The organism is Paenibacillus sp. FSL L8-0708, assembly GCF_038009325.1.
Taxonomy (GTDB): domain Bacteria; phylum Bacillota; class Bacilli; order Paenibacillales; family Paenibacillaceae; genus Paenibacillus_AQ; species Paenibacillus_AQ odorifer.
This window is the reverse complement of the sequence record NZ_JBBPBC010000001.1, coordinates 1,662,243-1,678,077: the sequence shown is the minus strand read 5'-3', so window position 1 is coordinate 1,678,077 and position 15,835 is coordinate 1,662,243. Positions and strand designations below refer to the sequence as shown.

Below are 15,835 nucleotides of genomic sequence, written 5' to 3'. Positions count from 1 at the left end.
ATTTTTAAACATTATTGCGGGATAGTTCCTTCCACACCCTTTACGAGCCAGTTCATGCCCAGCACTTCCTCCAAGGTCAGCTTCTGACCCTCCTGAACCTTCACATTCCCTTGATTATCTGAGATCGGACCTGTGAAAACCTCCAGCTCACCACTGATAATTTTGGCTTTGGCGTCTTCGACAAGCTTTTTCACATCATCTGGGATCTTGTTCCCGAAAGGAGCCAGCTCCACCATACCGTCAGCCATATCACCGGAATATTGCTCGCTCTTCCAGGTTCCATCCATAACTGCCTGCACAGCTTTTACGTAATACGGCCCCCAATTCCATACCGGGTTCGTCAAATAATTGTCCGGAGCGTATTTGCTCATATCCGAGTCATTCCCCCCGGCAAAAGCCCCTCGTTCAGCAGCAGCCTGCAGTGTTGCAGGTGAATCCTGATAGGCCAAAAGCACATCCGCACCCTTATCCAGCAAGCTGATTGCCGCTTGACGTTCAGTCGTCGGGTCATACCATGTATTCGTCCATACCACATTCACCTTTACATCAGGATTGACACTTTGTGCTCCAAGGGTAAAAGCATTCAAGTTATAAATCACTTCGCTGATCGGAAAAGCGCCCACATAACCAAGCTGATTGTTTTTGGTCATTTTTCCTGCCGCTATGCCGCTCAGATAGCTGGCCTGATAGTTTTTCCCGAAGTAGGTTCCCATGTTCTCTGCGGTTTTGTAACCCGAAGCATGCAGGAACTTCACGTTGGGGAATTTGCCCGCTACATTTAATGTAAAATCCATATATCCGAAGCTCGTTGTAAACACGATGTCGTGTGATTGTGCAAGCTCGGTGATGATTCGTTCGGCGTCAGCACTTTCAGGGACATTTTCTACAAAGTCAGCTTTAATCCCAAGCTCCTTCTCCATATACAGCCGTCCTTGATCATGTTGGTACGTGTAGCCGCCATCCCCTGGAGGTCCGATATAAACAAAAGCAACCGTCGGTTTCTTTGCAGCCGGTTCTGTTGTTGCAGTTGCCTCTGTTGCCGTTGTAGTTGTCGCTGGTGCCCCCGTTGCATTTGTAGAAGTATTATTATTGCTGCCACACCCCACCAAAGCCACCGTCATTAGAACCATTAATGCAAGACAAGATGTTATGAACTGACCCCTTTTTTTCATAATTCTCCTCCTCCAAATCATCTCTCATCATGGCTGCAACCATTAATGTACTTCTACTATACTTAGAGGTGGCCTTGGCGTAAATTTATATAACATACGTTTGTATATGAATATAAGAATCAGAACTTTTTTTGTGTGTAATGCACTAATTGGTTTTTGTATGGTGAGTTTCGTGTCACATTATATGACCAGAAGTGGAAAAGGAACACTGTTTCAGATTACTTTTCAGATTACCTTCCAGACTATTCTTTACTTCACTTTCCATTTCTCAGAATCCATTGCTCCTGGATCTCACCAAAATCCTCTTTTGTATCTGCGTCCATGAAATAATGGGCAGACTCAGATTCCAGAACAATCCCCTTATAATCAGGTGAACGCAATATCCCCGCCGCTCCTCGATCTCCATCTAATCCCTGTAGTGCTGGAAACAACGTCTTCGAGAACAAAGCCGGGGGCATAGCCGACCCATTGCTGACGCTAGCGACATAGTCCATCTCCGGAGATTGTTCAAACGTTTGTATTAGACGGTTCACTAATGCTGTAGTAATAAATGGCTGATCCGCAAGCGCCACAACTACTGCATCGGGCTGCAAAGGTAATACCGCATTAAGGCCGCAGCGCAGTGAAAAAGACAATCCTAGATGTGCGGTTAAGCAAGTTTCGGTACGTCTGGATGCTTGCGGTTCAATCGCGGGTGGCAGCCATTCCAAGTTGTCATCCGCACGCACTACCACGATTAGCGGTTCTAGATTGCAACGATCCAATTCACTAAGCGCGACGCTCCCGAGTGAGACCTCCTGCGACAATTTCAGTGAAACCTTGGACACGCCCATCCGCCTGCTCTGCCCCGCTGCCAAATATATTCCTGCTACTTTCAATACTATCCGCTCCTTTGGGCAGCTCTCGTGAGCCCACCCTTCTAATTTGAATAATTTCCGCTATAATACTGACCGCAATCTCCTCCGGACCTTCTCCTCCAATCGGCAACCCTACAGGTGCATGCAAAGATGCAGGAGCCTCAAGCCCTTCCAGTAAAAGAGATATCCGCGCCTTCGAACCGATAATCCCTATATATAGAGGAGCAAGCGGAATCACACTCTCCAGGAACTGTCTATCCCGCCCAAGTTGATGACTGCAAATCAATACATAATCCTCCCGAGCTACGCCCAATCGCTGAACAACCTCCATAGGGGAACAAATTACTTGTTCAGCTCGAGGAAACTTATTGTGCAAGCTTCCTTCACGCCAATCCGCAACCGCTACCCGAAAGCCAACTCTGTCAGCAAGTTCCGCAATAGGAACCACATCAAATCCCCCGCCAAAAATCACAAGCCGCGGTTTGGGCACGAAAGACGTATGGAATGCTGTCAATTCTGCTGGAGCGGCCATAAAGCGACCTGCCGCCAGGCTTTCTTTTGCCGAGTGGGATAATTTCGGATGTTTCTTGCTCTGCGGCAGTACAATGTCTGGATCCAGCTCCAGCTTATAGATAAAACCTTTCTCCACTGCTTCGCGGAACAAAATTAGCTTCTCTCCCCTAGCCAATCTGTCACTCGCCTGCACTAAAAGCTTGTAGAGCTGTCCCTGCACGGGTTCTAGCACTATTTTGATTTTGCCTCCACAGCCGACAACCTCACCCCAGGACAGATCATCCGGAGACAGCATGTTGTATTCCACAATTTCGGGCAGCCCTCGTTCCCAGATCTCAGAAGTTCGCAGCTGCAGATCGTTTTCCAGACAACCTGGACTCAGGCTCCCAATCGTACCTTCTTCAAAAAACAACATCACCGCTCCGGCTTTACGATACGAGTGTCCCTCCACCTCTATCAGCGTTGCCAGCACCGCAGGCGCCTGATGGGTTTGAATATGCATTGCGATTTCATGTGTATTCACGAGGTTCCCCTCCTCCGTGTTTGCATTTCAACCCAGAACTTAGAACTTAGACCTTAGAACTTAGAACTTAGAACTTAGAACTTAGAACTTAGAACTTAGACCTTAGACCTTAGTCCCTTCCGAGCATCCTCCGAAACATGAATACTAACTTCAACCTCATTAGATCATTTATTTTTTTAAAATCGACGTCCAGCAGCTCACTAAGCTTCTCGATCCGGTAGGTAGCCGTGTTTCGATGAATAAACAGTTTCTTAGCCGTCTCATTAACATGACCATCGTTCTCTAGATAAACTTCCAGCGTCCGCAGCATTTCCCTGACATACTCCGGTTCTCGGTTAAGCAACCCTCTAAGACTTCCATTACAATATTTCTCCATAACCTCTGCCGGAATTTGCCCGAGTAGCAGGTTAAGCTCAAGCTGCCGGTAATGCACAACATTCCCTTTTACTCCCCCGCCCTGAAGCATTCCCATACAATCCTTTACCTCCGCAAAAGCCTCCTTCAGCCCCTCCGGCTTCGCTTTACAACTGCTTATCGCAGCTCGCGGATAATATCCCTTATCAAACTTCATGTTGTTAAAACAAACCTGGATTATATCCCGGAATTGTTCAGGACGCTGACGATCTCCCGGATATATAGACAAAAGTCCTTGATCTATGATCACATGAATTCCCTTTACTTCCCGTAGCCCGGGATGTTCAAGATATTCTTCTTTTAGTCTGAGCAGCTCACCTTGGCGTTCTTCCCCAGTCGCAGCTGTATCGGTCAATAAGAGAAAAAATGGTGATTGAAGCAGCTCAATCTCCAAGTCGAGAGCAGCCTGCGCCAAATCTGTGTAAGATAAATTACCGCTCAAACAACGTCTCAGCAATCCGCTAAACTCCCTGTGTTCTGCCTGTTCAAAATAATCTTCGTATCCTGAATGAATATGATATGAAATAAGTTCAGCTCCCTGAACGAACAAACTTTCTTCCATTGGGAGCAATAAAGGGTCGATGGCACAAAACAATAGATATCCGGAGCACTTCTCTCCTTGCAAAAGTGGTGTACGGTAGCCCACATGATCTCCAACACGAAAGCGCTGATTCCGTTTCTGCCATGGCCACCCCTCCAGCAGCTGTGAAGGATGGTATTCAGAGTTGTTGTAGATCACATCCCCCCGTGCGCTAACCACCACAAGTGAATGACCAATCACTTCAGACACCGAGTCAAACAACGGACGGCTGCGGACAGATCTTAAGGCGAATTGCATCAGCTTTTTCTGCTTCTCCATAATGCTCTGCAGAACGTGAGTGCTGCGGCTAAGCTCGGCGCGAAACAGACCATTCATCTGATCCGAAAAAGTAAACTCGAACGGCAGCTGGATTAGAGGGAAGTTAAGACTCTCCGCTTCTGCGACCAGTTGCTCTGGTACTTCATCCCAAAACCGCCCCAGCTTAATGCCCAAGGCCGAAGATCCCCGGCGATTTAAAGTCTGCAGCAAGGCAGAGGCTTCCTCCATATTGTCCTTTATCAAGTAGGCTGTCGTTAGCAGCATCTCGCCTTCTTTGATCCAATCCGAAATATCGGGGGCATCCATCACATTAATTGACTTCACAATTCGATGTTTCCCTTTAGACCCAGCGATAAGCTTCGCCTCGGACAAAGGATAAATGGACAACGCTTCTTCAACCGTAAGATGCATGCCACCCCTCCTTATTAGGATCAATAGAACCATTTCTGATTTATAATGTTATTTTATGTAACATTATAATTAAAATGAACCGTGTTGAATAGAGGAAAGTTAAAATTCCATGATTGTATGTAAATAAACTTAACACAAAATGAACATGGATCATGAATTATGAATTATTAATTATTAATTATGAATGATGAATGATGAATTATGAATTATGAATTATGAATTATGAATTATGAATTATTAATTATTAATTATTAATTATTGAAATTTAGCTCATATCGTTCATGTGAACTGTATAAGGGGATTGGAAAATAGTAGGTGGAGTTGAGGGAGGGCTTTCGAGTAAAAACAAGTTTTTACGGGTTCACGCGGGAATCTGAATAGGGAGTCGGAATAGGTGGCAGGGTATTCTCACGCTATTCGAATTGGCCATCGGATCGAAGTCGCAGGCACACCAGCGCTGCAAGACGGGGAATTGAGCGGTGTATGAGATCCGTACGAGCAGAGATAATACCACCCCACTATAGCTGTGGCGGAGGTACAAGCTATTATAGATCCACTGCTGCCGGTAGAGGTGAAAGGCACTTTTGCCCTTCTTTTTGGCTGTTTGGCCGGAATTGCCGGGATGAAGGGCCTTTTTGCCCTTCTTTTTGACTACATAGGCGTCTTCGCCACATTCTGCGGGATTTATACTGTTCTTTTTAGTTACTTATGCTACTTTCCTGGGTTCTACGGGATTTATACCGTTCTTTTCAGCTACTTGAGCCATTTCCCCGGATTCTGCGGGATTTATACCGTTCTTTTTAGTTACTTATGCCACTTTCCCAGATTCTGCGGGATTTATACCGTTCTTTTTAGCTACTTGGGCCACTTTCCCAGATTTCTACGGGATTTATACTGTTCTTTTTAGCTACTTGGGCCACTTTCCCAGATTCTGCGGGATTTATACCGTTCTTTTTAGTTACTTGAGCCATTTCCCCAGATTCTGCGGGATTTATACTGTACTTTTTAGTTACTTGAGCCATTTCCCCAGATTCTGCGGGATTTATACCGTTCTTTTTAGCTACTTGTGCCACTTTCCTGGATTTTGCGGGATTTATACCGTTCTTTTTAGCTACTTGTGCCACTTTTCTGGATTTTGCGGGAGTTATATCGTTCTTTTTAGTTACTTAAGCACTTCCCACGATTTCTGCGGGATTTATACCGTTCTTTTTAGCTACTTGTGCCATTTCCCGGTTTCTGCGGGATTTATACCGTTCTTTTTAGCTACTTGTTCCACTTTCCTGGATTTTGCGGGATTTATACCGTTCTTTTTAGTTACTTAAGCACTTCCCCCGATTTCTGCGGGAGTTATACCGTTCTTTTCTCTCCAGCGACGTATTCACTTAATTCAACTGGTCTTACACAACACAATCGAGCGCTGAATTTATCTTTTTCACTCTACCACTCCAATATTGAGCCAACTTAAGCTACCTTAGTTTTTAAAGCAACTCCACTGGGCTCCCCGGTGTAAATAAAACTAAGAGTAGGAGGGAATGACATGTGTATTTCGTTAATTTGTGAATCAATAAGTGAGTGTGGCGTTAGAGTGTATTGCTAGAATGTAATCCTAGAGTGTAATCCTATAGTGTATTCCCAGAGTGTATTTCTAGAGTGTAATCCTAAAGCGTCTTCCTAGAATGTATTTCTAGAGTGTATTCCAAGAGAATAATGGAGGAGTATCGGTTAACAGTAACTAGAAAAGTAACTAGAAATGTAACTAGAAAAGTGTCAAGATATGTTGTTCGTAGCTACGGTCTGTTTAGTATCGCTGCTTTTTCAAGACCACTGCACTCAGCCTCTCAAGACTGCTGCCACACTTCATTCACCCAAGAGAGTAACCGGAGATCCTGACCATGTCCGGCAATAACGGATAATCCCAGTGGCAATCCACTTGTGGAGAGCATAGGTAATGTTACCTGAGGCAAACCTGCCAACCCAGCTATGCAACTCAACATCATCGCACCACTACGATTCACCTCCAATTGGCGCAAATCCCCTCCACGCAGCGGCGCTGGTCCCGGAACTGTCGGAATCACAAGACAATTGTCCTCTCCTAGCAGCAAGCGCAAATGATTAGAAATCTTTTTTTGCTTACATTGTGCAACGCTATGATCCTCTTCCGCCAAACTGGCAGCCCACGAGAATCGCGCTGCAATATCAGGTCCAAAGACTGGTTTCTCGTTCTCAATCCAAACGCCATGAGTTTCCCAAATTTCATTCCCCTGCAATTCTCTAAAAACATCCATCCAGACCCTTAACCCCTCCAAAGCAATTTCTATCTCCATGAGATGATCTGCCCCGGATCGCAAACAACTTAATCCCTCCGATAAAATAGCTGCATTCTCCAGATTAACCAAAGCCCAGCAGTCAGTAGCAACAAATAAAGTACCCATTTTATTTTTGTCTTCCATATTCTTTTTTACCTTGTTTTCCGGGCCAATCTCTAAAATTTTCTCCGTACTCTTCTCAGTACTCTTCTCAATACGTTTCTCCAAAATCGTTTCTAAACCTTCCTTCTGGCTCTTTTCTAAATTATTTTTATCAGTCTTCACCATGTCTCCCTCTAAGTTGTTCTCTAAATTTTCCAATACATTCTTCTCTATGCTCTTCCCTACAGTTTCTTCTAGACTACTTCCTATTTTCTTCGACGTCTTCACAGATGTACTCCCAGCCACAAGTAACACTTCCCCTACCTTCTGGAGCACATCCAAGCGATCCGACACCCAGCCAACTGTATCAAAAGCCGGAGATAATGGAATAACACCTTGAAAATCCACAGCTCCATGCGTTGGCCGGAAGCCATATACTCCGCAATAAGAGGAAGGTACTCGAATTGAGCCACCGGTATCTGTTCCGAGCGCAAAATCAACACTACCAGAAGCTACCGCTACTGCCGAACCACTTGAAGATCCGCCTGGGATACGACCTACAGCACGCGGATTAATCGGCGTTCCATAATGATGGTTCTCGCCGCCCAGACTATACATCAGCTCATCCGTATGGGCAGCACCACGAAGTGTAGCACCCGACAACAGTAAACGATGTACAGCCACCGCATGCTCCGTGGACGGATGGTGGCTACGCAGCCAATCAGGATTACCTGCAGAAGAGCTGTGTCCAGTTACAGCGAATACATCTTTTACTGCAAAGGTCAGTCCATCCAATATCCCGCTTTCTAAACTCTCAACCGTAAGCTCAGGATCTATAAACGCACCATACCGATTATCCAAAACCATAATCCCCCTCCTCCCTAGACCATTACTTTTACAATCCTTCCATCAGCCTTTCGGATCCCACGCTTCTCCTACGATTCCTCCAGCGTTCCTTCCAATTCCTCATCTTTCCTCCTACGACCCATCAGCAGCTTTTCCATCCATCATTCCACCTACGATTCTTCCATCAGCCTTTCGGATCCCACACCATCCCGCCTTCGATTCCTCCAGCAGTCCTTCCAATTCTCCATCTTTCCTCCTACGACCCCATCAGCAGCTTTTCCATCCATCATTCCACCTACGATTCCTTCAGAGTTCTTCCAATCCTTCCATCACACCTATACCTACCACCCAATCGCCGCACCATCGCAGCGTCGGTCCGTTCCCCCACTGCGGTATCCATTGTCATCTATCGAAATCATGTGAGCGTGACCCATAATCCCATCATAGTCATCTACTTTCCGGACAATATGACCGGCTGCGGCCAAATCTGCCAGCACCTCATCAGCTACCCTGCTCTCCACCTTCAGTTCTTGCGTAGGCTCTCCCCACGTTCTCCCCCACACAAAACGCGGCTCATTCACAGCCATTTGTGGATTCATGCCATAATGCAGCATCCGTGTGAGCAGCAGGGTTTGAGTCTGTGGTTGACCTTCGCCACCTTGCGTCCCGTACAGAATCGCAGGTTTGCCCTCGCGGCAGGCCATCGCTGGCATCAGTGTGTGGAAGCTGCGCTTATGCGGCTCAAGCGTATTGATGTGCCCGGGGTCCAGCGAAAAAAACGAACCTCGATTCTGCAGCAGAATCCCAGTATCCCCAGCGGCCACACCCGAACCAAATTCAAAATACAGACTCTGAATAAAAGAGACCGCATTCCCGTCCTCATCCACAACCGCAGCATAAGCTGTATCACTGCCGATAGGCTGACTTGTCAGTTGCGCAGCTTTTTGCATCGAGATGGTAGACGCTAATTGTCCTGCATAACGTTTATCCAGCAGCTGCTCCAAAGGAATAGCACTAAAATCCGGATCTGTAAGCACCCTATCCCGATCGCGGAAGCTTAGCTTCAACGCTTCAACAAGCAGGTGATAATATTCATACGAACCATGCCCGATTGCTTCAAAATTGTAATGTTCCAATAAATTAAGACTCATTAGTCCAGTGAAACCTTGAGAATTAGGCGGCACTTGATATACCGTATGCCCGTGATAATCCGTATGAATCGGCTCGACCCAATCCCCCTGATGATCCGCAAAGTCATCCCGAGTCAAATACCCGCCAGTTGCCAGCATATAGTCACAGATGTCCTCCGCAATCTTCCCCTTATAAAAAGCATCCCGCCCACCCGCCGCCAATGTCCGCAGGGTGGCCGCCAGCTGTTTTTGCTGGAATCGCGATCCAGCACAAGGAATCACGCCGCCTGGCGTGTAAATCGCTGCCGCCTCCGGCGACAGCGCAGAGCCCGCAACAGCCGTGTTATTCCGCTGATCCGGCGACAGCGGAAATCCCTCCAAAGCATAACCAATGGCAGGCTCCAGTACCTCCGCCAGCATAAAGCGGCCATACTTACTCAGTATGGCATCCCAACTGTCCGCCATCCCCGGCACCGTAATGGCGCTGCGAATCCCCCGCCGCGGGATGAAAGCTTCCCCGGCATAGCTGCTTCTGCGGACTCCGTACCCGGAGCGCCCGCTTCCGTTATAGGCCCGAACACGCGCCTCTTGCGTGTTATAGGTCAACCAAAAGGAATCTCCGCCTAGCCCCGTCATATGCGGATATACAACAGCTAGTGTCGCACTGATCGCCACCGCTGCATCAAAGGCATTACCCCCTTTTTCCAACATACGTGCACCAGCAGCCGAGGCTAAATAATGGGGGCTAACTACCATAGTTTTTGTGCCTATTACGGGTTTCTCCGCCATGTTCCGTCCCCCTATCTTTTACGGGTTTCTCCGCTCCGCCATGTCCCAACTCCTTATTTTTTGCGGCGGGTTTCTTCAACATATTCAATCTTCCTATCTTTTGCGGCAGGTTCCTCTGCGAGCCCCCTATAACTTCTGACTTAATTAGTGTCATTTAACATTACACGAAAATCCTTTGTCAATCGGTTACGCTGAAACGCAAAATAAACCTCTTCTTTTTGTGAGCTATGCACAAATAAGAGGTCATCTTTGTTTAACCTTGTAGATTCACGCCTACGAATATTATAAAATCATTTTAATTACAGGGAGCCGCATACTACCATGGCGTACTACCGTGACCTTTTGCCACCAAATGGCTACCTATCTCGGATATGTCTAGTCACCTTTTGCCACCAAATGGCTACCTATCTCGGTTATGTCTAGTGGCTACCTATCTCAAATATGTATAGCTGCATCTAACCTTAGTAATCTTAGCCACTTTTAGAGGGGGGCTTGTGCTTTGAAACACCGAATAAACAATTTATTTTAAAATATATTGCGATAACACGGCCTGCACCTCGTAAATATTTACGGATTTATTGAAGGTCTTCTTCACCGGAAGCGTGCTGCTGGAAATGTAGATACATAGCTCCGCATCCAGGTCAAAATGCCCTGCCGTCTCCACGGAATAATGCGAGATGCTTTTGTAAGGGATCGAATGATATTCTGTTTTCTTGCCCGTCAGACCTTGTTTATCCACCAGAATAAGCCGCTTGTCCGTAAAAATGAACATATCTCTAATCAGCTTATAGGCGCGTTCGATTTTCTCCTGAGGAGCAAGAATTTGTGCGTATTCCCGCTGGACCTCCGTAAGATTTACTTGTGATGCATTGCCCATTAATCCGTCAAAAAGTGCCATATCTCTTCCTCTTTTCATCCGTTAAATTTAGCCACTTGCCCCCCACTACAGAACCATATTATTCTATTTTTCATATTCTATGCTGTGTAAAAATACTCTCTGACATCTTTTTACTTGCTTATTTTCTGATTTTTGATTACACTGTCATTAAATTTACTAAGAGAGGGGTGTGGAAGGAATGGATCACAATTGGACCAACAGTGTTATGAGTCGGCTACCTAAAGCGATAGCTGGCATTGCTCATGTAAATGGCGATAACGGGAGAAGTCTGTCCATTTGTATGAATTTAATAACACTACACAATTGTGAAATGCCTTTCCTGCCATCACCCGGACGGATCAGTTAACCGGAGAATGATAAGGCCGTGGGGAAATTTCCCTACGGTCTTTTTTTATGGTTTTTTACAGGATTTCGGAGCCATTTAGGGTACTGGCGGTGCGAAGGGCATTCTTAAAGGAGAATATATATGATCATCCAATGCCAAAATGTTCAAAAATACCACGGGGCACAACTCGTGCTGAATAGCATTACCTTCGATATCCGCCAAGGGGAAAAAATCGGCCTGATCGGCCGCAACGGCTGTGGCAAAACGACACTATTCCACCTGCTGAACGGGGAGGAACGCCCCGATGAAGGGCAAATCTCAATACGCAAAGGCAGCGTAGTAGGTCTGTTAGCTCAAATTCAAGAAGTTAACGAAAAAGAAACCGTATATGATGTTCTGCAGCGCAGCTTTGCCGAACCTTTGCAATGGCAGCACCGCCTGCGGGAGCTTGAGCTGGAAATGTCCAGCTTTAACAGCGGAACGGATGAAACCCTCTGGAATCGGCTGCTGAAAGAATATGGCAGCTTGCAGGATAAGTTCGAGGATGCCGGAGGTTACGAGATCGAATCCTCTATTCAGCGCGTAGCCTCGGGTCTCGGGATCGGAACCGGACAATACAGCCGATTGTTCGCCTCTCTTTCAGGAGGAGAAAAAACAAAAGTCGGACTAGCGGAGCTGCTGCTGCGCCGTCCAGACATCCTTCTATTGGATGAACCAACCAATCATCTCGATATGAACGCCATTGAATGGTTGGAGCAATTTTTACAGAGTTATGATGGAACAGTGCTTGCGATCTCCCATGACCGTTACTTTCTGGACGCTGTAGTCAAGAAAGTGATCGAGATTGAGGATGGCGAGGCCTTTACCTTCCATACCAACTACAGCGGCTACCAAGTGGAGAAGGAAACACGACTTCTTCAACAATTTGCCGATTATCAAGAGCAGCAGAAAAAAATAAAACAAATGCAGGAAAGCATCAAACGTCTCATTGAATTTGGCAATCGCGGGACACCTCCTAACCCTTCCTTTTACCGGAGAGCAGCATCCATGCAAAAAGCACTGGATCGTATGGTGAAGGTTAAACGTCCTATACTGGAGCGCAAATCGATGGATTTGCAGCTACAGCAAAATGACCGTTCCGGTAATCAGGTTGTCATTTTGGAGGATATCGGAAAAGCATATGGTCAGCGAAGCCTTTTCGCAGAGGCAAACGAAGTGCTTCGCTACGGAGAGACTACGGCACTCATCGGCGGTAACGGGGCAGGTAAAAGTACACTTTTAAGAATTATTTTAGGACAGGAAACCCCGGACAGCGGAAGCTGTACACTCGGCTCAAGAACTGTGGTCGGCTACCTCGCACAAGAGGCTGTTCCTGAAAATAACAAACAGTCTGTACTCCGCTACTTCCGCGAAGAAGCTGGACTTGAAGAAGGTGAAGCACGCGGGCAGCTTGCACGTTTCCTATTTTATGGTCCCGATGTATTCAAAGACATTACGAATCTGTCCGGTGGTGAATGGACCCGCCTGCGTTTCGCTGTACTAATGCATCGCAAGCCAAATCTGCTGATTCTGGATGAGCCGACCAATCATCTGGACATAGATTCTCGTGAAGCACTCGAAGAAGCATTAGAGGAATTTCCAGGCACGGTTCTGGCGGTATCTCATGACCGTTATTTCATCAATCGCCTATTTCACAAACTATGGTCCATTGAAGACGGGCGGTTTGGAGTGTTCAACGGAAACTATGAATATTACAAGGAAAAACAAGCTGAAAAAGCATTACTAGCTCCCTCTTTTGCGGATCAAGCTAAACCTGTCTCTGCAGAACGAACAAGTTCACGCCTTGATAAGCCTCAATCTAACGATTCAGGGAAAGAAACCAACGCTAAATCCACCAGTTCCCGTAGGAAAAACACCACCTTCGACTGGGAAACGGCCATTGCAGAGGTAGAGGAACGCCTTGGCGTGATCGATGCTAAGATGTTAGATCCCCTGATCAGCAGCGATGCAGCTCAACTTGCTAAGCTGCAACAAGAACGTGATGCGATACAGGAACAGTTGGATGAGCTCTATACAGGATGGATGGAGACAACTGGTCTATAGAATAGATTGATCTATAAGGAGATGAGCATATGAGCAACAAAGAGAAGATTAAGTTATTGTGGAAAGAATACACCCAGCTTCATCCACAAACAGCGGATAACTATGACGCCTGGGCCTTTGGTGATAGTCCCCAGATGGCCGATGAACTGCTCGATCTGGTGATTCGTGGGATCAAGACAGGAACTGCTTCAAATTATGATATATTTGAAACTTGTGACGAGACGTTTCCGCAAGTTGGCGGTCACAGTATCGTGCTGGATGGATCTGGTGATCCGCGGGCAATAATTGTTACTACAAATGTACAAATTATACCTTTTGATGAGGTTAGCGCTGAGTTTGCCTATACTGAAGGAGAAGGTGACCGGACGCTTAAGTCATGGCGTCATGATCATGAGCAGTTCTTCACCAGAGAATCCTTAAAATTCTTAAACAAACCCTTTGATCCAAAGATGAAAGTTGTTTGTGAGAACTTTAGAGTGGTATATACAAAAGACTAAGATCTTCAGAAAACGCAAAAGGCTGTCTCTTCCACAAGGAAGGGACAGCCTTTTGTGTATACTATAAAATCAACAGAATTAGATCCTCATTAATTTATGGTTTAGTGCCAAAATCCCAAAATCCAGCCAATAACAGAGATCCATAACGGAATGCTGATTAAAATACCCCAAACCAGCCCAGTGGCAATATTGCCTTCTGCAGGACGCACCACATTTTCCTGTTTCAATGGAATGCTCAATTCTTCTTGTTCCATGCGATCCCCTCCTAAAATATCTTATCGTCACAGTAGAGGAAAAAATGTAGACCGCTCGACCCAAAAAATTAAAATTTTGAATTTTGGTAGATATAAAGGCTCAGCGGCCAAACCGTTGTAAGTGCTTACATATTAGTTATTAACCAAATTTTGAATAATTAAAAACTTAAATTTGCGGAAGTCATACAGTATATGCAGATTCTTAGTCCAATATTACTACTTTTTCCGGATTTCGTAAATATTCAAACATCGTCCGAATCTGTGCCTCTGTATTCCGCTCTGCTGAAAGCTCAGGCAGTTTATCTTCAGCAAAAAACGAAACTTCGCTTGTCTCTACCCCTTCCATTGCCTCTCCGCCCACGATGCGGCATAAAATAAAGAACTTGTACACGTGATAAGGCTCCGGCGGATGGTTATGAAATTTCTTATCCAGTACAGCCAGTAAGCGAACTGCTTCTGCCTCAAAACCCGATTCCTCTTTGATTTCTTTCACAACAACTTCGCTCGGCGACAGCCCAATGTCCCCCCAGCCACCAGGAAGCGCCCAATTCCCGTCCAACTTCTCTCGAACAAGTAGAATTTTATCCTCCCGGAATACAACACCACGGACATCAACTTTTGGGGTAGCATAACCCCCTTCACCCGCAAAGGAGAGTCTAATTCTCTCCTTGCTTTCGAAGGTATAATTAGCGAGGATATCTACACTGAGCTCACGCAAAGCTTGATACCGTTCTATATCATAAACATCCTTAGCATAAGTTAATCCAGTCTGTGCGATGGCCTGAATTTCTTTGGCCCACGTTAACCATTTCTGCTCCATTGCTGCACCCCTTTTTCGGTACCTTGATTAGGATTACTGGCAAAGCATTAAATGACGCGAGAAGGCTCCTTTTTTAGCTTCACAACGGTCTATGATTGTAAATCCAGCTTCAGTGATCATCTCGTCCATCGGTTCAATCGCAACGATAACCACCCGATCTGCAATCCGGCGCGTATTCACTAGAATCGCGAACTGCTCCTCAGGTGTAATACTAGAATATAGATTATATGGCATATCTACAATGGCTACATCGTAATGATCAGTGATATCCGCAATATCCCCGAGCGTAACCTCACTGGTGAATCCAAAATGGGCAATATTTGTTCTCGCACCGATAGCAATCATAGGGTTAATATCACGTCCAACCATATCGATTCCCATTGACAAGGCTTCTACCATTACAGTTCCAATACCGCAGCAAGGATCTATAGCACGTATACCTTCAGGATTCGGAATAGCCATATTAACCGCGGCACGGGCAACACGTGTACTAAGCGCGATAGAATAGCTGCGTGGCTTCTTCATTTGGCGGAACCAAGTTGCCTTGTTTTTATGATAAGATCCGAAGTACCAGCGTCCACCCAGCGTAACAATGCCGTATACCAGCTCCGGATGGTTAACATCCGCTTCTCCTTCAATCCGCAACCCAATTTCCCGCTCGATCACTCTGCGCTCATCATACTCTATTTTGTCTGCAGGGCCCAGATCGTTGGTCTTCACAAAAATAACCTTAAACGTCTTGCCGCCAAGCTCCACCTGCTCCGTTTGATCATAAATCTCAGGCAGACTGTCCCCTTCATACATTACATCTATCCGCTCTTTAATGAAGGGACTGCGGCTGACATCCACCTCAACCTCACTCTTAAAAAGAACAGTCGGCACCTGCTCACCAAAAAGACATCGCAGCTCCATCTGACACAGCGATAACTCGTCCTCTGAACAGGTGTAAGTATAAATAAATGTGTTTGTTCCACTTTCCTTATGCAATATAATCCATCCTCTATCCCAGTGAATTG

The 15,835-nt window shown here is 46.0% G+C and carries 13 protein-coding genes; 2 read left to right on the top strand and 11 right to left on the bottom strand.

Annotation, left to right across the window (positions count from 1 at the left end; genetic code table 11):
* Nucleotides 1–11 precede the first annotated feature (11 nt).
* The 8 genes from NYE58_RS07800 to NYE58_RS07765 all read right to left on the bottom strand — a co-directional run bounded on the left by NYE58_RS07800 (nucleotide 12) and on the right by NYE58_RS07765 (nucleotide 10,820).
* The gene (locus tag NYE58_RS07800; protein WP_340889129.1) at nucleotides 12–1,172 is read right to left on the bottom strand and encodes a BMP family ABC transporter substrate-binding protein; all 1,161 of its coding nucleotides are present in this window, start codon (nucleotides 1,170–1,172) and stop codon (nucleotides 12–14) included.
* A gap of 254 nt (nucleotides 1,173–1,426) precedes the next feature.
* Nucleotides 1,427–2,005: an NTP transferase domain-containing protein gene (locus NYE58_RS07795; protein ID WP_063829796.1), complete on the bottom strand. Its 579-nt coding sequence runs from the start codon at nucleotides 2,003–2,005 to the stop codon at nucleotides 1,427–1,429.
* Nucleotides 1,941–3,065: an XdhC family protein gene (locus tag NYE58_RS07790; RefSeq protein ID WP_340889124.1), complete on the bottom strand. Its 1,125-nt coding sequence runs from the start codon at nucleotides 3,063–3,065 to the stop codon at nucleotides 1,941–1,943. Before NYE58_RS07790 ends, NYE58_RS07795 begins: the two co-directional genes overlap by 65 nt.
* Nucleotides 3,066–3,174: 109 nt before the next feature.
* On the bottom strand, nucleotides 3,175–4,749 hold the full coding sequence (locus NYE58_RS07785; RefSeq protein ID WP_341001534.1) for a PucR family transcriptional regulator: 1,575 nt from the start codon (nucleotides 4,747–4,749) through the stop codon (nucleotides 3,175–3,177).
* 851 nt (nucleotides 4,750–5,600) lie between these two features.
* Nucleotides 5,601–5,873 (bottom strand): hypothetical protein, encoded by a 273-nt coding sequence (locus NYE58_RS07780; RefSeq protein WP_076141109.1) that lies wholly within the window; start codon nucleotides 5,871–5,873, stop codon nucleotides 5,601–5,603.
* A gap of 714 nt (nucleotides 5,874–6,587) precedes the next feature.
* On the bottom strand, nucleotides 6,588–8,024 hold the full coding sequence (locus NYE58_RS07775) for an amidase family protein (protein WP_445670856.1): 1,437 nt from the start codon (nucleotides 8,022–8,024) through the stop codon (nucleotides 6,588–6,590).
* Nucleotides 8,025–8,344: 320 nt separating this feature from the next.
* A complete protein-coding gene (gene ggt, locus NYE58_RS07770; RefSeq protein WP_339211569.1) occupies nucleotides 8,345–9,922 on the bottom strand; it encodes a gamma-glutamyltransferase in 1,578 nt (525 codons plus the stop codon).
* 520 nt (nucleotides 9,923–10,442) lie between these two features.
* On the bottom strand, nucleotides 10,443–10,820 hold the full coding sequence (locus tag NYE58_RS07765; RefSeq protein ID WP_036680049.1) for a PH domain-containing protein: 378 nt from the start codon (nucleotides 10,818–10,820) through the stop codon (nucleotides 10,443–10,445).
* Between the two features lie 466 nt (nucleotides 10,821–11,286).
* Here NYE58_RS07765 and NYE58_RS07760 point away from each other — a divergent pair, with 466 nt between their 5' ends.
* Together NYE58_RS07760 and NYE58_RS07755 are read left to right on the top strand one after the other, a co-directional pair.
* Nucleotides 11,287–13,248: an ABC-F family ATP-binding cassette domain-containing protein gene (locus NYE58_RS07760; RefSeq protein ID WP_341001533.1), complete on the top strand. Its 1,962-nt coding sequence runs from the start codon at nucleotides 11,287–11,289 to the stop codon at nucleotides 13,246–13,248.
* Nucleotides 13,249–13,277: 29 nt separating this feature from the next.
* A complete protein-coding gene (locus tag NYE58_RS07755; RefSeq protein ID WP_076215022.1) occupies nucleotides 13,278–13,745 on the top strand; it encodes an ASCH domain-containing protein in 468 nt (155 codons plus the stop codon).
* A gap of 101 nt (nucleotides 13,746–13,846) precedes the next feature.
* Here NYE58_RS07755 and NYE58_RS07750 read toward each other — a convergent pair whose 3' ends face one another.
* From NYE58_RS07750 to NYE58_RS07740, 3 genes are all read right to left on the bottom strand, one after another.
* Complete coding sequence (locus NYE58_RS07750; RefSeq protein WP_155288093.1) at nucleotides 13,847–13,999, bottom strand: hypothetical protein; 153 nt, start codon at nucleotides 13,997–13,999, stop codon at nucleotides 13,847–13,849.
* A 202-nt stretch (nucleotides 14,000–14,201) separates the two neighbouring features.
* Complete coding sequence (locus NYE58_RS07745; RefSeq protein WP_076147563.1) at nucleotides 14,202–14,819, bottom strand: NUDIX hydrolase; 618 nt, start codon at nucleotides 14,817–14,819, stop codon at nucleotides 14,202–14,204.
* A 33-nt stretch (nucleotides 14,820–14,852) separates the two neighbouring features.
* Complete coding sequence (locus tag NYE58_RS07740; RefSeq protein WP_076100966.1) at nucleotides 14,853–15,806, bottom strand: TRM11 family SAM-dependent methyltransferase; 954 nt, start codon at nucleotides 15,804–15,806, stop codon at nucleotides 14,853–14,855.
* Between the last annotated feature and the right edge of the window lie 29 nt (nucleotides 15,807–15,835).

Coding starts and splice junctions, on each gene's coding strand:
- NYE58_RS07800 (WP_340889129.1), bottom strand. CDS start 1,172: ATGAAAAAAAGGGGTCAGTTCATAACATCTTGTCTTGCATTAATGGTT.
- NYE58_RS07795 (WP_063829796.1), bottom strand. CDS start 2,005: ATGGGCGTGTCCAAGGTTTCACTGAAATTGTCGCAGGAGGTCTCACTC.
- NYE58_RS07785 (WP_341001534.1), bottom strand. CDS start 4,749: ATGCATCTTACGGTTGAAGAAGCGTTGTCCATTTATCCTTTGTCCGAG.
- NYE58_RS07775 (WP_445670856.1), bottom strand. CDS start 8,024: ATGGTTTTGGATAATCGGTATGGTGCGTTTATAGATCCTGAGCTTACG.
- ggt (WP_339211569.1), bottom strand. CDS start 9,922: ATGGCGGAGAAACCCGTAATAGGCACAAAAACTATGGTAGTTAGCCCC.
- NYE58_RS07765 (WP_036680049.1), bottom strand. CDS start 10,820: ATGGCACTTTTTGACGGATTAATGGGCAATGCATCACAAGTAAATCTT.
- NYE58_RS07760 (WP_341001533.1), top strand. CDS start 11,287: ATGATCATCCAATGCCAAAATGTTCAAAAATACCACGGGGCACAACTC.
- NYE58_RS07755 (WP_076215022.1), top strand. CDS start 13,278: ATGAGCAACAAAGAGAAGATTAAGTTATTGTGGAAAGAATACACCCAG.
- NYE58_RS07750 (WP_155288093.1), bottom strand. CDS start 13,999: ATGGAACAAGAAGAATTGAGCATTCCATTGAAACAGGAAAATGTGGTG.
- NYE58_RS07745 (WP_076147563.1), bottom strand. CDS start 14,819: ATGGAGCAGAAATGGTTAACGTGGGCCAAAGAAATTCAGGCCATCGCA.